This is a genomic window from Pseudarthrobacter sp. DSP2-3-2b1 (genome assembly GCF_049895945.1).
Taxonomy (GTDB): Bacteria; Actinomycetota; Actinomycetes; order Actinomycetales; family Micrococcaceae; genus Arthrobacter.
The window spans coordinates 99,563-123,379 of record NZ_JAFCTI010000004.1; the positions used below are offsets into that span (position 1 = coordinate 99,563).

A 23,817-nucleotide genomic window follows, 5' to 3' on the forward strand; every position below is an offset into this window, starting at 1 on the left:
TTCAGTCCTCGGCCTCACCCAGTCCCCGTGCTGCCAGCGCCTCACCCGTCTGACGCGCGAATGCCACGGTGGTGATGAACACGGGCAACACCAGTGCGCGCGGGTTCCGTTCCAGGCCGCGGGCACGGGCGGAGTCGCGGACGTCCGCGAAGGCGCCGGCGATGTAAGGAATGCTTCGGAGCATGATGGCGATGGTCAGGGCAAAGCGTTCCGGGTCGGCGCCGAAGCGGCGGAACGGCTTGGCCAGCGACACCACACCATCCAGCAGCCGCTGCATGGGGGTTGTCGCGGTCAGCAGGGACGCCGCAACAATGCAGACAAGGATGTTCAGGACGATCCGGGCTGCCGTGGGACCGCCGAGCTGCCACCACTGGAATAGGCCGATGACCGGCAGGACATACAGCAGGGGCAGGATGGCGCCTAACAGCCTGCGCGGACCCGCACCCGTGAGCAGGTAAAGCCCGCACAGGGCCGCCAGGACCGCCGCCGATGCCAGCCAGTCGACAACCAGGAACGATGCCAGCCCGCATCCCACCACCAGCAGGAACTTCAGGCCAAGCGGCGTCCGGTGGATGAGTGAGTTTCCCGGTACATAGTTGGCCAGCAGGAAACCATGTCCTCTCACGGGGTCGCCAGTCCTTGGGTGGCCACTGCCCGGTAGGCGTCGACGGCGGCTGCCGGGCCGCCGTCGAACATCACCCGGCCCGCCTCAATGACTAGAACGCGGTCCATATCCAGTGCCAGGTCCAGGTCATGGGTGGACATGATGATCTGCTGATCCAGTCCCGAGAGTGTCCGTCGGAGGAGCTCCCGGTTGCGCAGATCAAGCAGGGTTGACGGTTCGTCCAGGACCAGCACGGACGGATTCACCGCCAGGACGGCGGCGAGGGCCATCAGTTGGCGCTCCCCGCCGGAAAGCTCGTAAATGCTCTGGTCCGCGAGGGGCAGCAGCCCGAAACGGTCCAGTGAAGCCTCGGCCAGCCGCCGGCGTTCCTGCCCGTTGCGGATTGATCGCCGCAGCGACAGTTCAACGTCCTCGCGGCCCGTGGGCATCACGAGCTGCGAGAGGGGATCGGTGAAGACGAAGCCCACCTGCCGGCGCACCGCCCGGACGGCGCCCACAGTATCGGCGCCGTCCACCAGCACTGTGCCGGACGTCGGCTGGACCAGGCCGTTGATCATCCGCAGCAGGGTGGATTTGCCGGACCCGTTCGCGCCGATCACGCCGATCCGCTGTTCGGTCAGTTCGAGACTGACGTCCTGAAGCAGGGTTCTGGGTTCGGGGTGGTTGTCGACGACGACGGCCACCGACGCGCCCCGGAAGGAGATGGTTGCCATGGCTGCTTAGCGCTTGATCCGCTTCACCCTGCGGACCAGAACATCCGGAAATGCGCGGTGCAGGGCAACCGCAATCACTGCGGCGAGGATGTTCTTGATCACGTCTCCGGGATAGAAAACGAGGTCCGCCAGGAACGCCTGGGCGAGCTCTGTTTTGGTGTTGACGGCAATCCCGATGACACCGAGGGTATGCACCACAACGATGCTGGTCACCATGGCAGCGGCGAAGAACCACAGGGCGCGGGCCCTTGCGGTGCGCCGGATGACAACGACGGCGAGCCAGCCCGCCACTGCGGCGGCGATCGGGAAAGCGATGATGTAGCCGGCCGACGGGCCGGCCAGGATGCTCAGGCCGCTGCGCCCCTGGCTGAAGATGGGCAGGCCGGCAAGCCCGAGCAGTGTGTACAGGCCGACGGCGGCGAAACCCCTGGCCGGGCCCAGCATCAGGCCGGTGAGCATCACCGCGAGGGTCTGGAACGTAATGGGTATGCCGAACACGTTGGCGGCAATGCCGGGCACCAGTGCGGAGCCTGCAACGAGGGCGGCGAACACGGCGATGAGGCCGAGATCGGTCGCGTTCCAGCGGGAACGTTCGCGGGAGGTGGTGCCGTTGACGGCGGTGTCAGTCTGGCTCATGGGGTGGTCCTGTCGTGAATAAACAAAGGAAGCATGGGGTGATCCTGACGTTACCGGCCGCCGTCAAGGCCCATTTTGTAGAGGCTCTACTAAATGGACGGCCGAGCGTTGATTGCCCGATACAAGGAAAGCGGCGGCCGCGGCGGTTATCGGGCAGGGATAGGGCCGGTAGACTGGATGAGGCCGCTCTGTCCGGCCAATCTGCCCGCTTCTTCCAGAGGACCTCTGTTGAGCTGTGGCGTTCCCTGTTGTGAAAGGCCTTACCTGCTGTGATTACTGTCCAGGATCTTGAACTGCGCGCCGGTGCCCGGCTCCTTATGGACCAGGTGAGTTTCCGCATCGACAAGGGAGACAAGATCGGGCTTGTGGGCCGTAACGGTGCAGGCAAGACCACCCTCACGCGCGTGCTCGCCGGCGAAGGCCAGCCCGCCGGCGGCAAGGTTACCCGCAGCGGCGAGATCGGTTACCTGCCGCAGGATCCCCGGACCCCGGACATGGAACAGCTGGCCCGCGACCGCATCCTCTCCGCCCGCGGCCTGGACGTCGCCGTCAACAATCTCAAGCAGACCCATGATGACATGGCCAGCGAGGACGCCGAGGTCCAGCGCAAGGCGATGAACCGCTACGACCGGCTGGAATCCGAGTTCCTGGCTGCGGGCGGCTACGCTGCCGAGGCCGAGGCCGCCGCGATCTGCTCCAACCTGGCCCTCCCGGACCGGCTGCTGAACCAGCCGCTCAAGACCCTGTCCGGCGGCCAGCGCCGTCGTGTGGAACTCGCCCGTATCCTGTACTCGGACGCCGAAACGATGCTCCTCGATGAGCCCACCAACCACCTCGACGCGGACTCCATCACCTGGCTCCGCGAGTTCCTGAAGAACCACCAGGGCGGCCTGATCGTGATCAGCCACGACACCGAACTGCTCGAAGCCACCGTCAACAAAGTGTTCCTGCTGGATCCCAACCGCGCCAAGGTCGACTTCTACAACATGAACTGGAAGCGCTACCTGCTCCAGCGCGAAACGGATGAGCGCGCCCGCAAGCGTGAGCGCGCCAACGCGGAGAAGAAAGCCCAGGTCCTCATCGATCAGGCCAACAAAATGCGGGCCAAGGCCACCAAGGCCGTCGCAGCACAGAACATGGCCAAACGCGCCGAACGTCTGCTGGGCGGCCTCGAAGCCGTCCGCGCGACCGACCGCGTGGCAGCCCTGCGCTTCCCGGATCCGTCACCGTGCGGCAAGACCCCGCTCACTGCGGACGGGCTCAGCAAGTCGTACGGCTCGCTGGAGATCTTCACCGACGTGGACCTGGCCATTGACCGCGGCTCCAAGGTGGTCATCCTGGGCCTCAACGGCGCCGGCAAGACCACCCTCCTGCGCATGCTCGCAGGCGTTGACAAGCCGGACACCGGCGAGGTGGTGGCCGGCCACGGCCTGAAGGTGGGCTACTACGCGCAGGAGCACGAGACACTCGACGTGGACCGCACAGTCCTGCAGAACATGCGCTCCTCCGCCCCGGACATGAACGACGCAGAAGTCCGCAACATCCTTGGCTCGTTCCTGTTCTCCGGTGACGACGTCGACAAGCCCGCCGGTGTCCTCTCCGGCGGTGAGAAGACCCGCCTGGCCCTGGCCACCATCGTGGCCTCAAGCGCCAACGTGCTGCTCCTCGACGAGCCCACCAACAACCTCGACCCTGCCAGCCGCGCCGAAATCCTCGGTGCCCTGAGCAACTACACCGGCGCCGTCGTCCTGGTCAGCCACGACGAAGGTGCCGTCGAAGCGTTGAACCCCGAACGCGTTGTGCTGCTGCCGGACGGCATCGAGGACCACTGGAACGAAGACTACCTGGACCTGATCACGCTGGCTTAGCCCTCAGCAATCTGGTCACCTTCGCACCAGCGACAGCGTAATTTGCCGCTTGCTGGCTCGTCATTTGTGCTACTTCCGTCCACGGCACCTCTCGGCACGAGCGGAGCAGCGTGGGTGATTTGTGTAGCGTGCGTCTAAGCGAGGAACGAGCGAGCACGCGGTAAATCACGCAGGTTGCGGAGCGCACCCAGCCACGGGCCCTGAACGCAGCCCAAGGCGAAACGATCAGTAACCCTGGGCGTCGAGGAGGGCGTCTTCCTCTTCTTCGGCCGTGGCGTGTTTCCTTTTGCGGGCAACCGGCGGACGACGGCGGGCTGCTGCGGCCGCGGAGTGGACGGCGCTGCCGGAACTGAGTTCGTCGCCCTCTTCATCTTCGGCGTCGATCGCTGCATTCCGTGCCTGCTGCCGTGCGGCGTAGCCGAAGCCGACAAACATCAGCACGCCGAACGCAAACCACTGCAGCGAGTAGGACAGGTGCGTGCCTTCTTCGGTGGCCGGCTTCGGGAACGGGAACGGCATCTGGGCCGCGGCCGGCGACTCGGACGCGAGCTGCCCGTAGGCGCCGGTGAGAACGGGATAACCCAGTTCCGATGCGTAGGTGGGCAGATCGATGGACGCGAGCTGGCCAGCCGGGGCACCCCGGTTCAACTGGGGCTCACCGTGCTTAAGCCGGACGACGGCGGTCACGGTGCCGGCAGGCGGCGCCGGAATGGAGTCCGGGCTGCCCGGGTTTTTGTTGCCGATGGGGAGCCAGCCCCGGTCAACCACGACGGTCTCGCCGGTCTCAAGTTTGAACGGGACAACCACTTCGTAACCGGGCTGCCCGTTCAGCGGACGGTTGCGGACGATCCTTTGACCGGCGGCATCGTAGCTTCCCCGGAGCTCCACCTGGGTCCATTCCTTGGCCGGGTCCAGTTCGGAGAACTCGTCCCGGACCTGCTCGAAGGGGATCGGGGCCGCGGAATAGTTGGTCACCACCCGGTTGATTTCAGCGAGGGTCTCGGCGCGGCGGTCCATCTGCCAACGGCCCAGGAAGACGCACGCGGCGGCGAAAATGGCGGCCAGCAGCAGGTAGGCGAGCCACTTGCTGGAGAACAGAAAACGGTACATTCAGCTGTCCTGCCCCACGTTGGTCCCGCCGGCTTCCTGGCCCCGGTCCATCACCACGGTGTCCTTCCACAGGCCGCGGGTCTGCAGGTAGTCCTCAAGCCAGTCACGGTGATCGTCACAGGCAAGCCAGATCTTGCGGCGTTCCGGAGTATGGATCTTGGGATTGTTCCACAGCAGTTGCCACGACGCGTCCGAGCGGCAGGCCTTCCGGGAGCACGTGGCACCCATGGCCGGCGCGGCACTGTCTGTTCCGCCGGCCAGATCGAAAATGTTCATGAAGCGCGCCGTTCCTGTCCGTACGTTGGTTCGTCGTCGTCATCAACTATCAGCTCACCCTGAAGCACCGCAGTGGCGGTGCTCTCCTGAGCCGCAGGCGCGGGTGTGCTTTCCAGTTCCGCGAGCGGGGCGGAGTCCAGGAGTGAATCGCTGTGGCTCTCTGCTTTATCGTTCCCGTTGGCCAGAACCACAGCGATCCAAGGGAGGAACACTGCACCGGCCACCATGAGGAGCTTGAACCAGCCGTCCACCACGAAGATCAGGACGAGGCAGACCATGCGGATTCCCATCGCCAGGGAGTACTGCACCATCCGGTGCCGCATGTCCTCTGAGTGGGCCGCGGACGCGTCCGTGATGCTGTGCACCCCGGAATCGCCGGAGAACCGTTCAGGATCTCCGGGCACGGAATGTCCCGCATGGTTTTCAAGGGTCACGGCTGTCTGATCACGCTCCAAGGCTTGCCTCAATTCTCTCACCATCGGCAGGCCCGCCCAAACGGAGGCTAAGATCGGAGGCAGTAAAAATCCCTTGCGTTTTCATCGCGGTGCCACCTGCCGCAGAATCACGGAGCCCCTCATGCCTGAAGCAGCCCAGACCCCCCGCAGCGTCCTGATCACCGGAGGGAACCGGGGCATCGGGCTGGCCATCGCCGAGGCGTTCCTGGCCAACGGCGACAAGGTTGCCGTGACCTACCGGAGTGAATCTCAGCTGCCTGCCGGAATCCTCGGCGTCAAAGCAGATGTCACCGACGAAGCCTCCGTCGATGCGGCATTCACCGAGGTGGAGGCCGCCCACGGTCCGGTGGAGGTCCTGGTGGCCAACGCGGGGATCACCAAGGACATGCTCCTGCTGCGGATGCGCGAAGAAGACTTCACCTCAGTCATCGACACCAACCTCACGGGTGCTTTCCGGGTTATCAAGCGAGCTTCCAAGGGCATGATCAAGATGCGGAAGGGCCGCGTAGTGCTGATTTCTTCCGTCTCCGGACAGTACGGGGCACCCGGCCAGATCAACTACTCCGCATCCAAGGCCGGCCTGGTGGGCATCGCACGGTCACTGACCCGGGAACTGGGATCGCGCGGCATCACCGCGAACGTGGTGGCCCCCGGCTTCATCAATACTGATATGACGGCCGAACTTCCCGAGGCCACCCAGAAGGATTACCTGGCCAGCATTCCGGCCAACCGGTTCGCCGAGGCGTCGGAAGTGGCGAACGTGGTCCGCTGGATCGCCAGCGACGAGGCAGCCTACATCTCCGGCGCCATCATCCCGGTGGACGGCGGCCTGGGCATGGGTCACTGACGGGCCTTCGTCAGGACGCGGCTTCGAACGCCTCGCGGAGCCACTCCGTCACTTCGGCATCGACGTCGCTGGCGGTGGCCAGTTCCAGATGATGCATCCAGACGCCGGGGGACGGCTGGACCACCTCCTTGAACCGGGCCGACTCGAGCCGCCGCGGCAGTGCGATGGATAGGACTGCCGGCACCTCGGTTTTCAGGTGCCGCCGGGGATTCCAGACGTAGGCGAAACCGCGCCTGTTCCGGAAGGCCACCTGGCTGGTGGTGGTGCGTTCAACCGCCGGACCGGCGTTGAGAATCGCGCTCCGGACAACCTGGCAGAGCTGAAGTCCCTCGGGCGAATTGCTGAACAGCTCTTCCGGAGTGGAGGCGGTTCCTGCGGTGCCGGTCATGGCCGGGGCCCTGCTGGATTCCGGCGGCTCATCATGGGGCGAGCCTACGCCGCATGACCTCTGCCGGGTACCCGGAATCGGACCGGACACTAGCCGGCCCGGGCTTCTTTGTGGGGGTCACACAAGCAAATTCGGGTACAGCGCTGGCATGATGGACTGCAGACCTAGAGGCTTTTAGACGTTTCGAACAAAAGGAGTACACATGGGACTGCTGGATAACAAGACTGCCATCGTCACCGGATCCTCACGGGGAATCGGCGCAGAAGTGGCCAAGAACCTCGCTTCCGCGGGCGCCGCCGTCGTGGTTAATTACCGCCAGAAGGCGCCGCGCGCCAACAAAGTGGTGGCAGGAATCGAAGCCGCGGGCGGCCGTGCCGTTGCTGTTGGCGCGGACCTCACCACTCAGGAAGGCGTCCAGGCTCTGGCCAGCGCCGCCATGGAGAACTTCGGTTCGCTGGACGTCCTGGTCCTCAACGCCTCCGGCGGCATGGAATCCGGCATGGCGGACGATTACGCGCTCAAGCTGAACCGCGACGCGCAGGTCAACATGCTCAACGCCGCAGTGCCGCTCATGAAGGAGGGCTCCCGGGTTGTCTTCGTGACCAGCCACCAGGCCCACTTCATCAACTCCGTGCCCACCATGCCCGAGTACGAGCCTGTTGCCCGCAGCAAGCGCGCCGGCGAGGACGCCCTGCGCGCGCTCCTGCCGAACCTGGCTGAAAAGGGCATCTCCCTGGTGGTCGTGTCCGGCGACATGATCGAGGGAACCGTCACGGCAACGCTGCTGGACCGGTCAAACCCGGGCGCCATCGAGGCCCGCCGCGCCGAAGCCGGCAAGCTCTACTCCGTGGAGGAGTTCGCTGAGGTAGTGGCCGGTATGGCCACCGCCGACGTCGAGTCCGGCCACACCGAGTACGCCGGCGGTTCGGACTACTTCGGCAAGAGCGCAAAGTAACCCTTTCGTCAACAGCGAAGGCACCCCACGGTGAACATCAACCGTGGAGTGCCTTCCTTGCGTTAACGCGGCCACCAGGACGGGCGGCGAGTGGCTTCAGACGCCCGCGATGTGCCGCACTGCATCAAGGTAGGGCATGTTGATGGCCGAATCTGCGACCGCCCGGACCGCCGGCTTGGCATTAAAAGCCACCCCGATCCCGGCAGCACTGAGCATGTCCAGATCGTTGGCGCCGTCGCCCACGGCAATGGTGTGCTCCAACGGGATTCCTTCGGCTGCGGCCCACTCGCGGAGGTACTTTTCTTTGGCGGCGCGGTCAATGACTGCCCCCAGCACCTTCCCGGTCAGGGCGCCATCCACAATCTCCAGCTCATTTGCGATCCAGTAATCCAGGCCCAGATTCTCGGCGATGGGCTTCAGAATCTGGTTGAACCCGCCGGAGACCACGGCAACAACATGGCCTGCGGCCTTGAACGCGGCCACCAGTTCGGCGGCGCCTTCGCTGAGTCTGACCTCGGCCCGCACGGAATCGACGACGTCGGCCGGCAGTCCGGCGAGAACCGCCACCCGGGCGTGCAGGCTCTGGGCGAAGTCCAGTTCCCCGCGCATGGCGGCTTCAGTGACAGCGGCCACTTCTTCGCGCTTGCCCGCGTACGCAGCCAGAAGTTCGATGACTTCCTGCTGGATCAGTGTTGAGTCGACGTCCATGATCAGGAATTTGCGGGTGGCCGTCCGCAGTCCGGTGGGGACAATGGCGGTGTCGATGCCGTCCTGAGGGTGCTGGGCTACGGCGTGCCGCAGTGCAGCGATGCCGGCGGCCGCCGCGTCCGGCAAGGCCAGGTCTGCGGTGTGGACACCGTAACGGCCGTCTCCGGCCTGGGTTTCCGCCTGGAGAGCCGCGCCGTTTCCGGTGAGGAGGGACCGCAGCTGTTCGAGCTCTGCGGGGATCAGTTTGAGGCCATAGCTGACCGCAGTCACGTTCGAAGTCATGGCTGCAATCTTAGCCAGCGGGGGAGTGCCGCCGGAATTCGTCCTCTGCAAGCAGCGAACCCGGGACGCCGCGGACGGAGGGCAGGCGTATCAGTTATCAGTCGGCCCCCGTTTTGTCCTAGTGTCTACTCCTATGAGTGATGTTCTTGAATTGGCCGCCGTCAGCGTTGTCCGTGGGGCAAAAACGCTCCTGAACAAGGTGGATTGGCAGGTCAAGGAAGGCGAGCGTTGGGTGATCCTCGGTCCCAACGGAGCCGGCAAGACCACTCTCCTGCAGATTGCTGCTGCCCGGCTGCATCCCACCAGCGGCATGGCCGGCATTCTGGAGGAAATCCTTGGCGCGGTTGACGTGTTTGAACTCCGTCCCCGCATCGGGCTGTCCTCGGCTGCCCTGGCGAACCAGATCCCGGAGCACGAGAAAGTCCTGAATGTTGTGGTCACAGCCGCTTACGGCGTGACTGGCCGCTGGCGCGAAGGCTACGAGAAGGCGGACGAACGCCGGGCCTTCACACTCCTTAACGAGTGGGGCATGGGACCACTGCTTAACCGGCCCTTCGCCTCGCTCTCCGAGGGGGAGCGCAAGCGGGTGCAGATTGCCAGGGCACTGATGACTGATCCGGAACTCCTGCTGCTTGACGAGCCGGGCGCCGGCCTGGACCTGGGCGGCCGCGAGGACCTGGTCCACCGCCTCAGCGAGCTCGCCCGGGACGAAGCCGCTCCGGCCATCGTGCTGGTCACCCACCACCTTGAAGAAGTGCCGCCGGGCTTTACCCACGCCATGCTGCTGCGCGAGGCAAACGTTGTGGCGGCTGGCCCCATCGATGAGGTCCTCACCGCCGCAAACCTGAGCGAGACCTTCGGGCTTGACCTTGAGGTCACGGTGAACGCCGGCAGGTACACCGCCGCCGCACGCCGCTAGAGCGCCGCCCGAACCATCACCTTGGATCTTCTCGGCAGTATCTTTGTGCTTTTCGCCGGCCTGTGGGCCGGAACCATCAACGCCGTCGTCGGCTCCGGCACCCTGGTTACCTTCCCTGTCCTCCTCGCCCTCGGCCTCACACCCGTTGTTGCATCCATGAGCAACGCCATGGGCCTGGTGGCCGGCGGCGCCTCGGGCGCCTGGGGATACCGGCGGGAACTGAAGGGCAGGGGCAGGCAGCTGCTCAGGCTCCTGCCGGCGTCGCTCCTGGGCGGCATCACCGGCGCATTCCTGCTGCTGAACCTGCCGGAGACGGTGTTCCACTTCGTCGCTCCGGTCCTGCTGGTTATGGCGCTGCTGATGGTGGTGTTCCAGCCGCGGCTGCAGGCGTGGGTCCGCGACCGCGAAGCGAATCCCGAGCACGCGGTACGTGACAAAAGGCATGGTGTCCTCCTGCTGGTACTGGTCTACTTTGCGGGGATCTACGGGGGTTATTTCGTGGCCGCCCAAGGGATCCTGCTGGTCGGCATCCTGGGCATTTTCCTGACGGGCACCATCCAGAACGCCAACGCCATGAAGAACATCCTGGTCCTGGGCGTGAATCTCGTTGCAGCCTTCTCGTACCTGATCTTCGCCTTCGACCGGATCAACTGGCTGGTGGTGCTCCTGATCGCGGTGAGCTCCACCATCGGCGGACTCCTGGGTGCGAAGGTGGGGCGGCGGCTGTCCCCGCCAGTGCTGCGGACCGTCATCTTTATCCTGGGCCTGGTGGCGCTGGGCTTTATGATCGCCAACCTGCTGGAATAATCAGCCCGTGACAATCCATTACCTCGAATCCGCCGCAGACCCGCGCGTCTCCGACTACACCCAGCTGACCGATGTGCACCTGCGCAAGCTGCGGGAACCGGCGGAGGGCATGTACATCGCCGAGTCCTCCCGCGTGCTGCGCCGGGCGCTGGCGGCCGGACACCAGCCGAGATCCTTTTTCCTCGCCGAAAAATGGCTGGCGGACCTGCAGGATGTCCTGGCCGCCTTTCCGGACGTCCCGGCGTTCATCGGCACAGCCGCCCTGCTGGAGGAGATCACCGGATTCCACCTCCACCGCGGGGCCATGGCAGCGATGCAGCGGCCGGTGCCGGTACCCCTGGACGAGCTTCTGGCGGGTGCCCGCAGGGTCGCCGTTTTGGAAGACATCGTGGACCACACGAATGTGGGCGCGATTTTCCGTTCGGCTGCCGCGCTGGACATCGACGCTGTGCTGATCTCGCCGCGCTGCGGCGATCCGCTGTACCGCCGCAGCGTCCGCGTCAGCATGGGGACCGTATTCCAGGTTCCCTGGGCGAGGCTGGAAAACTGGCCGCAGGACCTGTCACTGCTCCAGAGCGAGGGGTTCACTGTCGCGGCGCTGGAACTCACTGGGGACGCGGTCGACGTCGACGAACTCGCTGCAGGGAATCCGGACAAACTCGCCCTGGTGCTAGGTACCGAAGGTGCCGGCATGAGCCCTGAAACGCTTGCCGCCGTCGACCTCGCCGTCAAGATCCCGATGCGCCCCGGCGTCGACTCCCTCAACGTGGCAGCAGCCTCGGCCGTCGCGTTCTGGGAGCTCCGCCCGCGTGGTTAGCGGGGTCCACGTTGATCGGCTATTATTAACAGCTGGCTCTACTGCGCCTTCTGCAGCGGCCATCCCATTCATACCTGGCAGCTGGCAAAATCCAGTTGTGCGAACAAAGGTCCAATTATGAAGTCTGATACACACCCGAAGTACGAAGCTGTTGTTTTCAACGACCTGGCTTCCGGCGTCAAGTTCCTGACCAAGTCCACCGTGTCTTCCAAGAAGACCATCGAGTGGGAAGACGGAAACACCTACCCGGTTATCGACGTCGAAATCTCCTCCGAGTCCCACCCGTTCTACACGGGCAAGCAGCGCATCATGGACTCTGCAGGCCGCGTCGAGCGCTTCAACGCTCGCTTCAAGGGCTTCGGCGGCAAGAAGTAATTCACTTCACCCCCTGGTTCTTTGGAAAGCCCGCACCGGAAACGGTGCGGGCTTTTTGCGTTCTGCGGACATTTCCGCAGCCTCCCCAAAGTGCGGCAGGATGGAACGCATGACTGACACGCCAAACACAGCTGAAGACAGCACCGCCGCCCGCCTGCACGGCGAGTACAAGGTGCCGGGCGGCAAGCTGGTGGTGGTTGACCTTGGCGTCGAGGAGGGTGTGCTCACCGGCGTTTCAGTCAGCGGGGACTTCTTCCTGGAACCGGACGAGGCGCTCCTGGACATCAACCGCGCACTCACCGGACTTCCGGAAACCACGACGGCGGCGGATCTGTCGGCGGTGGTGACCGCCTCGCTGCCTCCCGGCGCTGCCCTGTTCGGCTTTTCTGCCGATGCCATCGCCGTGACGGTCAGGCGTGCCCTCGCCAAGGCGACAACCTGGGCGGACCATCACTGGAACATCATTGCGCCCGCGGTGCTGCCCACGGCCGTCAACGTGGCCCTGGATGAGGTCCTCACCGAGGAGGTGGGAGCGGGCCGCCGCAACCCGACGCTGCGGTTCTGGGACTGGGAGGAACCGTCCGTGGTGATCGGCAGCTTCCAGTCAGTCCGCAATGAGGTGGATCCCGACGGCGTGGCCAGGCACGGCATCAGCGTGGTCCGCCGGATCAGCGGCGGGGGCGCGATGTTCATGGAGGCCGGAAACTGCATCACTTACTCCCTCTACCTGCCGCAGACGCTGGTGGACGGGATCAGTTTCGCGGACTCCTACGTGTTCCTGGATGCGTGGGTTATGGCCGCCCTGGAGAAACTCGGGATCACTGCCTTCTATGTACCGCTGAACGACATCGCCACAGACCAGGGCAAGATCGGCGGCGCCGCGCAGAAGCGTCTGGCCAACGGAGGCATGCTGCACCACGTGACCATGAGCTACGACATCGACGCCGACAAGATGGTCGATGTGCTCCGGATCGGCAAGGAAAAGCTCTCGGACAAGGGGACCCGCAGCGCCAAGAAGCGCGTGGATCCCCTCCGCCGGCAAACAGGGCTCGCCCGCACGGAGATCATCGCGGCCATGATGGAGGTCTTCACCGAACGGTATGCCGCCACCCCATCCGAACTGAGCAGCGAAGAGATGGGGGTAGCCCGCCACCGCGTCGCCGCCAAATTCGGCACCAAGGAATGGCTCAACCGGATCCCCTAGGCGGGGAATCTACGTCCGGGCTTGGGCCGTGAGTGCCCGCAGCAGGTGGCTGCGCTGTTCCACAACGATCCGGCGGAGGGCCGCGGGCGCGTCAGCGTTGGCAGCGAGCCACTGGTCTGTCCGGAGCACCACCGGCTGCAGCTCAGGCCGCGTACCGGCCGAAAGGTCCTGGGCGTGCGGATACAGTCCTTGGACAATCCGGCTTGAGATCTCAATGCTCCGCTTCTCCCAGACCTCGCGGAGGCAGTCGAAGTACGGCTCAATGTAGGGTTCCAGGAGCCCGGCGGGTGCCGTGGTGAAGCCGGCGATCGTGGCGCTGAGGATCTGGTTGGAGAGCCCCGTCCCCTGGACCGCTGCGTCCCACACGGCAGCCTTCACGTCAGCGTCCGGACGGGCGGCAGCAGCGGTCGCATGGCCGGCCTTGCCGGAGGCCGTCCTGTCCCGTTCCCATTCGGCATCCAGGTCCGCGAGGGTTACCTGGCCGTTGGCGGCCAGCGCATGCCAGAGGGTCCAGCGCAGTTCCGCGTCCACCGCCAGGCCCGCAACCTGTTCCGTGCCGTCCAGGAGTCCTTTGAGCCGGGGGAGGAGCGCGGCGTCCTGACGGCTGACAGACGCCAGCGTCCGCGCCCATGCGAGCTGGTGGTCCGAGCCCGGCGCCGCCGAGTCCAACTGCTTGTCCACGGCAGCCAGGAAGCCACTCCGTACGGTGTCCCGCTGGGCCGTGGGCGTGAAGCGTTCGACGGCGGTGCCGGCGTTTTCGAGGATGTTCAGCAGCACGCCGATCCCGGTCTCGGCCGGTCCGAAGGACTGCACGGCGTCCACGTAGCGTGCTGCCGGGCTTTCGGCATCCCTGGCCGAGTTCCAGAGCGCTGTCCACACGAGGGCCCGTGCCATGGGATCGGTGATGCGGTCCAACGATTCCAGCACTGTCGCCTCGGATGCAGGATCTAGCCGGGCTTTGGCGTAGGTCAGGTCGTCGTCGTTCAGCAGCATGAGGGCCGGCTGGGCCTGGCCGGTGAGCTCGGGGAGGGGTGTCCGTGCACCGCTGACGTCGGTTTCGACGCTTCCGGTCCGGACCAGTGCACCTTGTGGGTCGAAGTTGTACAGTCCCACCCGCAGCCGGTGCGGGCGCAGCTCCTCCCGTCCGGTGACCGGGTCCACAGCCTCCTGGACGATCGCCACGGCGCCGAGAACGCCGTCGTGCGTTTCCGCGTCCACGGAAAGCGTGGAGATTCCTGAGGTCTGGAGCCAGGGGGCGGCCCAGGCGGCGAGATCGCGGCCGGAAGCAGCGCTGAGGGCCTTCAGGAGGTCCGCCAATGTGGTGTTGCCGTACGCGTGGTCCCGGAAATACTCACGGGAACCGGCGATGAAAGCGTCGAACCCCACGTACGCCACCAGCTGCTTGAGCACGGCGGCGCCCTTGGCGTAGGTGATGCCGTCAAAGTTCTGCTTGGCGGCCTCAAGGTCGGGGATGTCGGCAACGATGGGGTGGGTGGTGGGCAGCTGGTCCTGGACGTAGGCCCAGGCCTTGCGCTTGTTCGCGAAATTCACCCACGCGGTTTCCCAGCCGGTGGCGCGGTCAACGCCCAGGGTGCCCATGTAGTCGGCGAACGATTCCTTGAGCCACAGATCGTCCCACCACTGCATGGTCACGAGGTCGCCGAACCACATGTGGGCCATCTCGTGCATCAGGGTGTTGGCGCGTCCCTGGTACTGCGAATCGGTGGCGCGGGAAGTGAACACGTAGCTTTCTGTGAAAGTGACCAGCCCCGGGTTCTCCATTGCCCCGAGGTTGTATTCGGGTACGAACGCCTGATCGTATTTTCCCCAGGGGTAGGGAAAGTCGAACAGGCGGTTGAAGAAGTCCAGGCCGCTCTTGGTGAGCCGGAACAGCTCGTCAGGGTCGAAGGAATCCGCCAGGGAGGCCCGGCTATAGAGTGCCAGCGGCACCTCAAGTGCTGTGCCGTCCTCGAGCGTTCCGCTCCAGTGATCCTGGGCTTTGAAGTAGGGTCCGGCCAGCACGGTAGTGATGTAGGTGGACATGGGCCGGGTGGCGGTGAAGTCCCAGCGGCTGGTGGCGGGGTCACTGGTCAGCTGGGTCCGGGCGGCCTCAACCCCGTTGGACGCGACAGCCCAGTCCGACGGCGCCATCACGTGGAAGGTGAACTCGGCCTTGAGGTCCGGCTGCTCGAAATTGGCGAACACCCGGCGCGCATCGGCGGGCTCGTACTGCGTATACAGGTAGCACTGGCCGTCAGCCGGGTCCACAAAACGGTGCATGCCCTCGCCGGAACGGCTGTAGAGCGCGGTGCCTGTGACGGTGACCTGGTTCTCTGCCTGCAGGTTGTCCAGCCGGATCCGGGACCCGTCCACCACGTCGGCCACGGGCAGGCCCTTGCCGTTCAGGAACACGCTGTGCACGTCGCCGGCAATGAAGTCCAGGAAGGTGGATGTACCCGGTCCTGTCCTGGCAGCGGAGAAGTTGATCACGCTGCGGCTGGTGTAGCCGGCCACGCCGGGATCCGCAGCCCGGCGCACGTCCAGGGACACATCGTAGCTGTGGGTGGTGATCAGGGCTGAACGGTGAGCAGCTTCACTTCGCTGCAGATTCTCATGTGACACTCCGCTATCTAATCACGCACCGCCGAGGACGTTTCACCGCCCGCAATTCACTACCGGCCCGCAGCCTTAGGCGGTCATCAGCAGGGCTGCTGCCAGGCCAAGCAGCGCGATCAGCAGCCACGCTGCCAGTGCAGCGGAGAGGGCCCGGGCGCCGGTGTGCAGGAGGGTACGGATCCGCACTGCGGACCCCAGCCCGAACAGTGCCGCTCCGAGAAAAATGTCCTGGAACCCGGCGCCCGTATCGAGCCATGCCGCCGAGAGCCAGCCCGTGGACCTTAGCATCACCATGGCCACAAACCCGAGGACGAACAGGGGCACCACTGGAGGCAGGGACTGCTCCCCGGAGCTGTTGGCACGGTGATGCAGTCCCGCCACTGCCACCACCGGTGCCAGCAAGAGGACGCGCGTGAGCTTGACGACGACGGCGAGTCCCAGCGCCGCGGTGCCGGCAGTTTGGGCGGTAGCCACCACCTGGCCGACGTCGTGCACGGAAGCACCGGTCCACGCGCCGAACGCCAGGGGACTCAGGTGCAGCGGCTGCATGAGCAACGGCAGCAGCCCGATCGCCAGCGTGCCGCACAGCGTCACCAGCGCAACGGGCAGGACTGTGTCAGCATGCTTGATGCGGCGCACGGCGGCGATGGCACCGATTGCGGACGCCCCGCAGATCGAAAAGCCGGTGGCCACCAGCAGCGCCGTGTCCCGGGGCAGCCGGAAAAGCCGCACCAGGAGATAGGTGCCGCCGAAGCTCAGCAGAACCACACCGCTGATGAGGAGCATGGCCAGCCAGCCCAGGCCCACAATGTCCTGGATGCTCACCTTGAGGCCCAGCAGCACAATGCCGGCGCGCATGAAGTGCTTTCCGGCGAAGTCGAGGCCGGGCCGCGCGCGTCCGGCGATCCACACCGCCGTGGTGGGAAGGTTTGCGGCGAGCAGGCCAAGGGCAACCGCTACGGTCATCGCGGGCAGTGCAGGCACCAGCGCATGCACGGCAAAGGCAACAGCAAGGGCGGGAGCGGCCGTGACCAGGCCCGGCAGCAGCCTGCTTCTGCTCATCTCTGGCACTGATCCACCTTGGGCACTCACCTACTTTGCCGGATGGGTCCGGGATTCGACGAACCGGCGGTGCCGCTTCAACACGCCACAATGGATGACGGTAATGAATTCGAAACAAAAAGATGGTTGGCTTTAGGGCATGTCAGACCTTTTCCAGGATTACTCGGTAGCCGCCGTGCGCACCGGCGCGTACGACGAGATGTTCACCCCCGGCCAGGAGGCCCGCAGTTCCTATGCGGAGGTGGCTGACGCCCTCGGCAAGCTCTCCCTTGCGGACGTCAGCGCACGGGCGGACTCGATGGCGCGGACGTTCCTGGACCGTGGCGTGACCTTCGATTTCGCGGGGGAGGAGCGCCCGTTCCCGCTGGACATCGTTCCCCGCGTTATCCCTGCCGATGAGTGGACCGTACTGGAGAAAGGCGTTGCGCAGCGAGTCCGGGCACTCGAGGCCTTCCTGAACGATGTCTACGACAAGATGGCAGTGGTTGCCGACGGCGTCATTCCACGCCAGCTGGTCACCACCAGTGCCCACTTTCACCGCCAGGTGCACGGCTTCGAACCCGCCGGCGGGGTCCGGGTCCACATTTCGGGCATCGATGTTGTCCGTGACGCCGCCGGCACCTTCCGGGTGCTTGAGGACAACGTCCGCGTACCCTCCGGCGTCAGCTACGTCCTGGAGAACCGCCGGGCCATGGCCAAGGGCCTGCCCGAGGCGTTCGGCCAGCAACTCATCAGGCCGGTAGAGGAATACCCCCGCCGGCTGCTGTCCGCCCTTCGCAAAACGGCGCCAGCCGGCGTCGATGATCCCACCGTGGTGGTGCTGACCCCTGGCGTCTTCAACAGCGCCTACTTCGAACACACCCTGCTGGCCGGCCTGATGGGCGTGGAGCTCGTAGAAGGACGCGACCTCATCTGCCGCGGCAACCGCGTCTACATGCGCACCACAGCCGGCGAACAGCGCGTGGACGTGATCTACAAACGGATCGACGACGAATTCCTGGACCCCCTGCAGTTCCGCTCCGATTCCATGCTCGGCTGCCCGGGCCTGGTCAACGCCGCGAGGGCCGGCGGCGTGACCATCGCCAACGCCGTGGGCAACGGCGTCGCCGACGACAAACTTGTCTACAGCTACGTCCCGGACCTGATCCGGTACTACCTCAACGAGGAACCCGTCATTGCGAACGTTGACACCTTCCGGCTGGAAGAGAAGGAAGCCCGGGAGTACGTCCTGGACAACCTCGCCGAACTGGTGGTGAAGCCGGTGGACGGCTCCGGCGGCAAGGGCCTGGTCATCGGCCCGGACGCCTCCAAGGACGAACTGGAGGCATTGCGCCAGCGCGTTGTCGCGGACCCGCGCGGCTGGATCGCCCAGCCGGTGCTGCAGCTTTCCACCGTGCCTACCCTGGGCGGGGACAAATTTGGCCCGCGGCACGTGGACCTGCGCCCTTTCGCAGTGAACGACGGCGACGACGTCTGGGTCCTGCCCGGCGGCCTGACCCGGGTGGCGCTGAAGGAAGGGTCCCTGATCGTCAACTCCAGCCAGGGCGGCGGCTCCAAAGACACCTGGGTCCTGGCGGATTCGCCGCAGGTGCCGGTGGAGACGCTGCCGCGGTCCACCATCTCCATCCGTGAGCGGGTCTCCGTCTGGCCCGTGGAGAGCAACTGGCGCGACCGCCAGTCGGAGCAGCAGCAGTGAGGCCGGCGCGTGAACCGGCACCATCAGTAACGGGTTCATCCCCACAGATTTCGGACCCGCAGGAGGTAACCGCGAATGCTTAGCCGTATTGCTGAGTCCCTATTTTGGATCGGCCGTTATGTGGAGCGTGCCGACGGCACTGCACGCATCCTGGACGTGCACCTGGAACGCCTCAACCACCTGCCCATGGAAGAACGCCGCAGGGTGGCGCAGGAACTCCTCGCCGTTATGGGCGCCCGGCCGGAGAGCGAGGACTTCGGCCTGCCCGAACTCCTTCACGCCCTGGCGTACGACAAAACCAGCGCCACCTCCATTGCCGGGTCCCTCGGCGCCGCCCGCGAGAATGCCCGCCGTGCCCGCGAGACGGTCTCCTCAGGCCTGTGGGAAAGCCTCAACACCACCTACTACGGGCTGAGCCAGCACCGCAAGGACGTTGTGGGCACATACCGCTTCTGCAACTGGACCCTGGAGCGGACGGCCATGGTGAGCGGCCTGGCCGACACCACCGTGAGCCACGACGAAAGCTGGCTGTTCCTGGTCCTCGGCCGTTCCCTGGAACGCGCGGACATGACCGCACGTATGCTTTCCACCCGCGATGTCCTGTCAGCAGGGATGTCCTGGGTCAACATGCTGCGGTGCGCAGGGGCCTACGAGTCCTTCCTGCGGACCCGGCGGGCCGCCTTCGGAGACCAGCACGCCGCCGAGTTCCTCCTCCTTGACCGGTTGTTCCCCCGTTCCATCGTCTACGCCCTGCGTGACGCTGATGAGTGCCTCGCCAAGCTGGACCCGTCCGCCCAGCGCGTTGGTTTTATCAACGACGCCCGCCGGATCGTGGGCCAGGCCCGAACCTTCCTCGAGTTCCACCGGACCGACGATCTGATGTCCGAACTGCCTGAGCACATGGAACGCGTGCAGAAGGCCGTCGCCCAGGCCTCGGACGCCATTTCCCGAAAATACTTCAATCAGGCCGACGAACTTGCCTGGGTGGGAGAAGTTTCATGACCCGGCTGAGCATCGTCCATACGACGGCCTACAAGTACAACAAGCGCGTCACGCTCTCTTACAACGAAGCCCGGATGACGCCGTTGACCGATCCCCAGCAGGTGGTCCTGGAGTCAGTCCTCAAGGTCTCGCCATCGCAGGCGGCCGTCAGCAACTACCGGGACTACTGGGGCACCAGGGTCACCGCGTTCGATATGCAGATGCCGCACGATCACCTGGAGGTCATCTCCAACATCACCGTCGAGGTGTACCGGGCGGAAAAGATCCCCGCCGGCTCCGACATCGCCGGCTGGGATGTCCTGGCGTCGGCCGAGACCCTGAACACCCACAGCGACTGGCTCCCGCAGTCCCAGCTCAGCCATCCGGGGGACGAAGTCCTGGGCATCATCCCCGGGGTGGTAGAGGGTAAAAACCCGTACGAGGCCGCCATGGCCATCTTTGAGTGGATGCGTGGCGAGATGACCTACATGACCGGCTCCACAGCGGTCACCACCAACGCTGAGGAAGCCTGGGGCCAGCGGCAGGGCGTCTGCCAGGACCTTGCGCATCTGGCCGTCGGCGCCCTCCGGAGCTGCGGCATCCCGGCCCGCTATGTTTCCGGTTACCTGCACCCGCGGTCGACGGCGGGAATCGGCGAGACAGTGGCCGGCCAGTCCCACGCGTGGCTGGAGTGGTGGGACGGAGCCTGGCGCAGCTGGGATCCCACCAACCACAAGCCCGCCGGCGATTACCACGTCACCGTGGCCAAGGGCCGGGACTACCGTGACGTGCCGCCGCTGAAAGGAATCCTCTCCGGTGGCGGCGGTTCAGCGCTGAGCGTCAGCGTGGAGATCACCCGCCTCGCCTGAGCCCTGCTGCGCCGCCCCGCTGCGCCGCCCCGCTGCGCCGCCCCGCTGGGGCGGCACGTACAGGAGGGGCTACTCCGGGGAAGCCTTCGCGGCTCCGCTGAGCTGCGTCCACCACGTCACGGGAGCGGTGACCTTGAACCGCCTGCCCGTCAGGGTGTCGGGGCTGATCCGCACAAAGACGTCCTTTTTCCCGGCCTGCCACGGGAACAGGAAGAGGGCTGCGGTGTCCAGGATCCGCTCCGTTCCCTTGACGACGGCGGCGGGTCCCTTCAGCACCACGCTCCAGGCAAGGCCGGTGACGGCGTCAACGCCATCAGCCTCCACAGCCACCGGCGAACCGCCGGTGGCGCTGGCCAGTTTTGTTCCCTCGGCTGTGCGGAAAACAAGCGTGCCGCCGTCGACCGTGTAGTTGATGGGGAAGATGTCCGGATGGCCGTCAACCACTACTGCAAGCCTGCCTACGGACACCGTCCGGAGCAGCTCCCAGCACTCGTGGTGTTCCAGCTTGTGCACTTCGGAAATTGATTCGTTCATGCCGCTGAGCCTACGCGCCGGCGGCCGGGCACAACAGTTACCAGGGGCTGGGTTTGTAATCCTTGAGGAAGACGCCGTACTGGTCCTCGCCCTCTTCGCCCATCACGATCGGATCGTAGACGCGGGCGGCGCCGTCCACCAGGTCCAAGGGTGCGTGGAAGCCTTCCTCCATGAGCCGGACCTTGGTGAAGTGCGGACGTTCATCGGTAATCCAGCCGGTGTCCACGGCGGTCATCAGGATGCCGTCGGTGTCCAGCATTTCCTGCGCGCTGGTCCGGGTCATCATGTTCAGCGCAGCCTTTGCCATGTTGGTGTGAGGGTGCCCCGGGCCCTTGTACGCGCGGGAGAACTGGCCTTCCATGGCGGAGACGTTCACGATGTACTTCCGGTGCGCCGTGGAACGCTTCATTGCATCCCGCAGCCTGCTCACCAGCAGGAAGGGAGCCGTGACGTTGCAAAGCTGGACCTCCAGCATTTCCAGCGGGTCAACCTCGTCCACCACCTGGGTCCAGCTGTTGATGCCAGCGAGGTCCGGGACCAACCCGCCGGCATCGATGGCCGTGCCCGAGGCAATACGCTCCAGCGAAGCTGATCCGGTGGACAACGCCAGGGACGTGATGGCGTCGCCGGCAAGCACGGGGTGCTCAGTGACACTGCTGGCCAGGGCAAGCGGGTGTTTGTCGTGGGCGTGGCCGAACGTCACCAGCTCCGGGCCGCCATTGGCTGGTTCCAGAGCAGCCGGCAACGGTTCGTCCTCGGCGTCCACCAATGGCTTGTAGGCATTGCCGGAGCGGCGGACGGTCTGCGCAGCATTGTTGATGATGATGTCCAGGGGACCGGCGGCGTTCAGGGAATCCGTCAGTGCCATGACCTGCGAAGGGTCGCGGAGGTCAATGCCCACAATACGGAGCCGGTGCAACCATTCACCGCTGTCCTCCATGGCCGCGAACCGCCGCGCGGCATCCTTGGGGAACCTGGTGGTAATGGTGGTGTGGGCGCCGTCCCGGAGCAGGCGCAGGGCGATGTACATGCCGATCTTGGCCCGCCCGCCGGTCAGCAGGGCACGCCTGCCGGACAGGTCCGTGCGGGCATCGCGTTTGCTGTGGCTGAAGGCCGCACATTCCGGGCAGAGCTGGTGGTAGAAGGCGTCCACCTGGGTGTAGTGCTTCTTGCAGATGTAGCACGGACGCGAGCGGATCAGGTGCCCGGCCACCTTGCCCGTTGCTGACGTCTCCAGCTTGTTGCCGCGCGTCTCATCATCGATACGGTCCGGGGCGGCCGTGGCCGTCTGGGCGATGACTGCACGGTCCGCTTCGGAGATGAGGTCCCTTTTGGTCACCCTGCGGTGCCGCTTCACGGCTTTGAACATTTTTCCGGTGGCACGGCGGACCGAGACGTAGTCAGGGTCTTCCTCGTCATAGACGTGGATGGAGTTCAAAACCTTGAGGCAGGCCTGAATTTCCTCAGGCGTCAGATCGGGGGAGCTCATTGTACCGATTTTACAGCCTGGGGGAGGCGCGTTTTACAGCCTGGGGCAGGCGCGGCCGGACCGGACCGGACGCGCCCCCGGCCCTGGGCTGTGTGTGGCTAGGAGTGGCCCGCGCCGCGGCCGGCCCGGGCGGCGGCTTCGGCGTGCACGCCGGCAACCTTGTCAACCGACTCGCGGAGGTCCGGGTAGTTTTCAGTGGCTGCCTTTACTGCATCAGGGACCAGGTGCAGGTTCCGGGCCGACAGTGCACGTTCCTGCTCACCCGGTTCTGGGACCTGCTGGCCCTTGGCGAGCACGGTGATGCCGGACTCTGTCACCTTGAACCCGCGGGCACGGTCCAGCTCGTGATCGAGCCCGATGGCGGCTCCGGCGGGGACCTTGACGTTCTTGTCGATGATGGCCCGGTTGATCACCGCGCCTTCGCCGATGATGACCTTGTCCATCAGGACGGAATCAACAATCCGGCTGCTCATCCCCACGAAGACGTCATTGGACAGGACGGAGCCCTCCACAATGCCGCCGGAGATGACCACACCGCTGGAGACAATCGAGTCCAGCGCTGTTCCCACGGTGTTGTTCCCGCCGCGGACGAATTTGGCCGGCGGCGAGATGCTTTGGCGGGTGTAGATGGGCCACTCGGAGTTGTAGAGGTTGAAGACTGGCAGCGGGGAGATGAGGTCCATATGTGCGTCGTAGAACGAATCGATGGTGCCGACATCGCGCCAGTAGGTCCGGTCCCGCTCCGTGGAGCCGGGAATCTCGTTGAGGGTGAAGTCGTAGACTCCGGCCTCTCCCTGGTCCACGAAGTAAGGAATTATGTCCCCGCCCATGTCGTGCTTGGTATCGAGCCGCTCGGCGTCGACGTGGAGGGCAGCCACCAGGGCGTCGGCGTCGAAGACGTAGTTGCCCATGGAGGCGAGGAACTGGGTGGGATCCGCAGCGAGGCCGGGCGTGGTGGCCGGCTTCTCCACGAATGCGCCGATCTTCTGGGGATCGTTCTGGTCCACTTCGATCACGCCGAACTGGTTGGCCATGTTCAGCGGCTGGCGTACGGCCGCCACAGTGGCTTTGGCGCCGCTGAGGACGTGCTGCTCCACCATCTGGGCAAAGTCCATCCGGTACACGTGGTCCGCGCCCACCACGACGACGATGTCGGGGTTGGCGTCATGGATCAGGTTCAGTGACTGGTAGATGGCGTTGGCGCTGCCCAGGAACCAGCTCTTGCCGACGCGCTGCTGGGCCGGAACGGAGGCCACATAGTTGCCGAGCTGGGTGGACATCCGCCAGGTCTCGGAGATGTGCCGGTCAAGGCTGTGGGACTTGTACTGCGTCAGCACCACGATCTGCAGATAGCGGGAATTCACAAGATTGGAGAGGGCGAAGTCGATCAGGCGGTAGCTGCCCGCAAAGGGTACGGCTGGTTTGGCACGGTCTGCCGTCAGTGGCATCAGCCGGTTTCCCTCGCCGCCTGCGAGGACAATGGCCAGGACTTTTTTGTTCAACGGCATGGTGGTCGCTCCTGTACGCCTTCGTAACTCCCCAAACAGTCCGGCATGCCCGGACTCCTTCACACTAGAACAGTTAA

At 65.2% G+C, this 23,817-nt stretch carries 24 protein-coding genes; 11 read left to right on the forward strand and 13 right to left on the reverse strand.

What is annotated here, in order from left to right; all coding sequences use genetic code 11:
• Position 1 precedes the first annotated feature (1 nt).
• Genes ACP7AX_RS06985 through ACP7AX_RS06995 form a run of 3 tightly spaced genes read right to left on the reverse strand, consistent with a single transcriptional unit; the run spans position 2 to position 1,974 of the window.
• The gene (locus ACP7AX_RS06985; protein ID WP_426225893.1) at positions 2-625 is read right to left on the reverse strand and encodes an energy-coupling factor transporter transmembrane component T family protein; all 624 of its coding nucleotides are present in this window, start codon (positions 623-625) and stop codon (positions 2-4) included.
• Complete coding sequence (locus tag ACP7AX_RS06990; protein WP_426225894.1) at positions 622-1,338, reverse strand: energy-coupling factor ABC transporter ATP-binding protein; 717 nt, start codon at positions 1,336-1,338, stop codon at positions 622-624. Before ACP7AX_RS06990 ends, ACP7AX_RS06985 begins: the two co-directional genes overlap by 4 nt.
• Before the next feature lie 6 nt (positions 1,339-1,344).
• Entirely contained in the window at positions 1,345-1,974 is a 630-nt protein-coding gene (locus ACP7AX_RS06995) for a biotin transporter BioY (RefSeq protein ID WP_426225895.1), read from the reverse strand.
• A 269-nt stretch (positions 1,975-2,243) separates the two neighbouring features.
• Between ACP7AX_RS06995 and ACP7AX_RS07000 the strand changes: the two genes are divergently transcribed.
• The gene (locus ACP7AX_RS07000) at positions 2,244-3,842 is read left to right on the forward strand and encodes an ATP-binding cassette domain-containing protein (RefSeq protein ID WP_131681426.1); all 1,599 of its coding nucleotides are present in this window, start codon (positions 2,244-2,246) and stop codon (positions 3,840-3,842) included.
• 225 nt (positions 3,843-4,067) lie between these two features.
• Here the strand turns inward: ACP7AX_RS07000 and ACP7AX_RS07005 are convergent, their stop codons facing one another.
• The 3 genes from ACP7AX_RS07005 to ACP7AX_RS07015 are packed head-to-tail and all read right to left on the reverse strand — an operon-like array spanning position 4,068 to position 5,662.
• Complete coding sequence (locus tag ACP7AX_RS07005) at positions 4,068-4,952, reverse strand: SURF1 family cytochrome oxidase biogenesis protein (RefSeq protein WP_131681425.1); 885 nt, start codon at positions 4,950-4,952, stop codon at positions 4,068-4,070.
• Positions 4,953-5,228: a hypothetical protein gene (locus tag ACP7AX_RS07010; protein ID WP_426225896.1), complete on the reverse strand. Its 276-nt coding sequence runs from the start codon at positions 5,226-5,228 to the stop codon at positions 4,953-4,955. It abuts the gene before it with no gap.
• The gene (locus ACP7AX_RS07015; protein ID WP_426225897.1) at positions 5,225-5,662 is read right to left on the reverse strand and encodes a DUF3099 domain-containing protein; all 438 of its coding nucleotides are present in this window, start codon (positions 5,660-5,662) and stop codon (positions 5,225-5,227) included. Before ACP7AX_RS07015 ends, ACP7AX_RS07010 begins: the two co-directional genes overlap by 4 nt.
• 142 nt (positions 5,663-5,804) lie before the next feature.
• Here ACP7AX_RS07015 and fabG point away from each other — a divergent pair, with 142 nt between their 5' ends.
• A complete protein-coding gene (fabG, locus tag ACP7AX_RS07020) occupies positions 5,805-6,530 on the forward strand; it encodes a 3-oxoacyl-ACP reductase FabG (RefSeq protein ID WP_131681422.1) in 726 nt (241 codons plus the stop codon).
• A 10-nt stretch (positions 6,531-6,540) separates the two neighbouring features.
• Here fabG and ACP7AX_RS07025 read toward each other — a convergent pair whose 3' ends face one another.
• Positions 6,541-6,918, reverse strand: coding sequence for a DUF5655 domain-containing protein (locus ACP7AX_RS07025; RefSeq protein WP_426225899.1), 378 nt, complete (start codon positions 6,916-6,918; stop codon positions 6,541-6,543).
• A gap of 202 nt (positions 6,919-7,120) precedes the next feature.
• Between ACP7AX_RS07025 and ACP7AX_RS07030 the strand changes: the two genes are divergently transcribed.
• Positions 7,121-7,873, forward strand: coding sequence for an SDR family oxidoreductase (locus ACP7AX_RS07030; protein WP_426225900.1), 753 nt, complete (start codon positions 7,121-7,123; stop codon positions 7,871-7,873).
• A 96-nt stretch (positions 7,874-7,969) separates the two neighbouring features.
• On the opposite strand, the gene serB is transcribed toward ACP7AX_RS07030, so the two are convergent.
• Positions 7,970-8,863 (reverse strand): phosphoserine phosphatase SerB, encoded by an 894-nt coding sequence (gene serB / locus ACP7AX_RS07035; protein ID WP_426225901.1) that lies wholly within the window; start codon positions 8,861-8,863, stop codon positions 7,970-7,972.
• A 133-nt stretch (positions 8,864-8,996) separates the two neighbouring features.
• Between serB and ACP7AX_RS07040 the strand changes: the two genes are divergently transcribed.
• The 5 genes from ACP7AX_RS07040 (at position 8,997) to ACP7AX_RS07060 (ending at position 12,985) form a co-directional block, all read left to right on the forward strand.
• Positions 8,997-9,782: an ATP-binding cassette domain-containing protein gene (locus tag ACP7AX_RS07040; protein ID WP_131681418.1), complete on the forward strand. Its 786-nt coding sequence runs from the start codon at positions 8,997-8,999 to the stop codon at positions 9,780-9,782.
• Between the two features lie 21 nt (positions 9,783-9,803).
• Positions 9,804-10,589 (forward strand): TSUP family transporter, encoded by a 786-nt coding sequence (locus ACP7AX_RS07045; RefSeq protein WP_131681417.1) that lies wholly within the window; start codon positions 9,804-9,806, stop codon positions 10,587-10,589.
• Between the two features lie 7 nt (positions 10,590-10,596).
• Entirely contained in the window at positions 10,597-11,406 is an 810-nt protein-coding gene (locus tag ACP7AX_RS07050) for a TrmH family RNA methyltransferase (protein ID WP_131681416.1), read from the forward strand.
• Positions 11,407-11,523: 117 nt separating this feature from the next.
• Complete coding sequence (locus ACP7AX_RS07055; RefSeq protein ID WP_024365679.1) at positions 11,524-11,781, forward strand: type B 50S ribosomal protein L31; 258 nt, start codon at positions 11,524-11,526, stop codon at positions 11,779-11,781.
• Between the two features lie 109 nt (positions 11,782-11,890).
• Positions 11,891-12,985 (forward strand): lipoyl protein ligase domain-containing protein, encoded by a 1,095-nt coding sequence (locus ACP7AX_RS07060; RefSeq protein ID WP_131681415.1) that lies wholly within the window; start codon positions 11,891-11,893, stop codon positions 12,983-12,985.
• Positions 12,986-12,994: 9 nt separating this feature from the next.
• Here the strand turns inward: ACP7AX_RS07060 and pepN are convergent, their stop codons facing one another.
• Together pepN and ACP7AX_RS07070 are read right to left on the reverse strand one after the other, a co-directional pair.
• Positions 12,995-15,607, reverse strand: coding sequence for an aminopeptidase N (gene pepN / locus ACP7AX_RS07065; RefSeq protein WP_426225904.1), 2,613 nt, complete (start codon positions 15,605-15,607; stop codon positions 12,995-12,997).
• Positions 15,608-15,673: 66 nt separating this feature from the next.
• Complete coding sequence (locus ACP7AX_RS07070) at positions 15,674-16,663, reverse strand: YeiH family protein (protein WP_426225906.1); 990 nt, start codon at positions 16,661-16,663, stop codon at positions 15,674-15,676.
• Positions 16,664-16,802: 139 nt separating this feature from the next.
• On the opposite strand from ACP7AX_RS07070, the gene ACP7AX_RS07075 reads away from it, so the two are divergent.
• The 3 genes from ACP7AX_RS07075 (at position 16,803) to ACP7AX_RS07085 (ending at position 20,209) form a co-directional block, all read left to right on the forward strand.
• The gene (locus ACP7AX_RS07075; protein ID WP_131681412.1) at positions 16,803-18,359 is read left to right on the forward strand and encodes a circularly permuted type 2 ATP-grasp protein; all 1,557 of its coding nucleotides are present in this window, start codon (positions 16,803-16,805) and stop codon (positions 18,357-18,359) included.
• 75 nt (positions 18,360-18,434) lie between these two features.
• Complete coding sequence (locus tag ACP7AX_RS07080; protein ID WP_108598852.1) at positions 18,435-19,361, forward strand: alpha-E domain-containing protein; 927 nt, start codon at positions 18,435-18,437, stop codon at positions 19,359-19,361.
• Entirely contained in the window at positions 19,358-20,209 is an 852-nt protein-coding gene (locus tag ACP7AX_RS07085; protein ID WP_131681411.1) for a transglutaminase N-terminal domain-containing protein, read from the forward strand. Before ACP7AX_RS07080 ends, ACP7AX_RS07085 begins: the two co-directional genes overlap by 4 nt.
• Before the next feature lie 69 nt (positions 20,210-20,278).
• On the opposite strand, the gene ACP7AX_RS07090 is transcribed toward ACP7AX_RS07085, so the two are convergent.
• The 3 genes from ACP7AX_RS07090 to glgC form a co-directional block, all read right to left on the reverse strand.
• Positions 20,279-20,743, reverse strand: a complete 465-nt coding sequence (locus tag ACP7AX_RS07090) for a pyridoxamine 5'-phosphate oxidase family protein (RefSeq protein ID WP_426225907.1) — start codon at positions 20,741-20,743, stop codon at positions 20,279-20,281.
• A 37-nt stretch (positions 20,744-20,780) separates the two neighbouring features.
• Entirely contained in the window at positions 20,781-22,232 is a 1,452-nt protein-coding gene (locus tag ACP7AX_RS07095) for an SDR family NAD(P)-dependent oxidoreductase (RefSeq protein WP_426225908.1), read from the reverse strand.
• 98 nt (positions 22,233-22,330) lie between these two features.
• Positions 22,331-23,740, reverse strand: coding sequence for a glucose-1-phosphate adenylyltransferase (glgC, locus tag ACP7AX_RS07100; RefSeq protein WP_131681408.1), 1,410 nt, complete (start codon positions 23,738-23,740; stop codon positions 22,331-22,333).
• Positions 23,741-23,817: the final 77 nt, after the last annotated feature.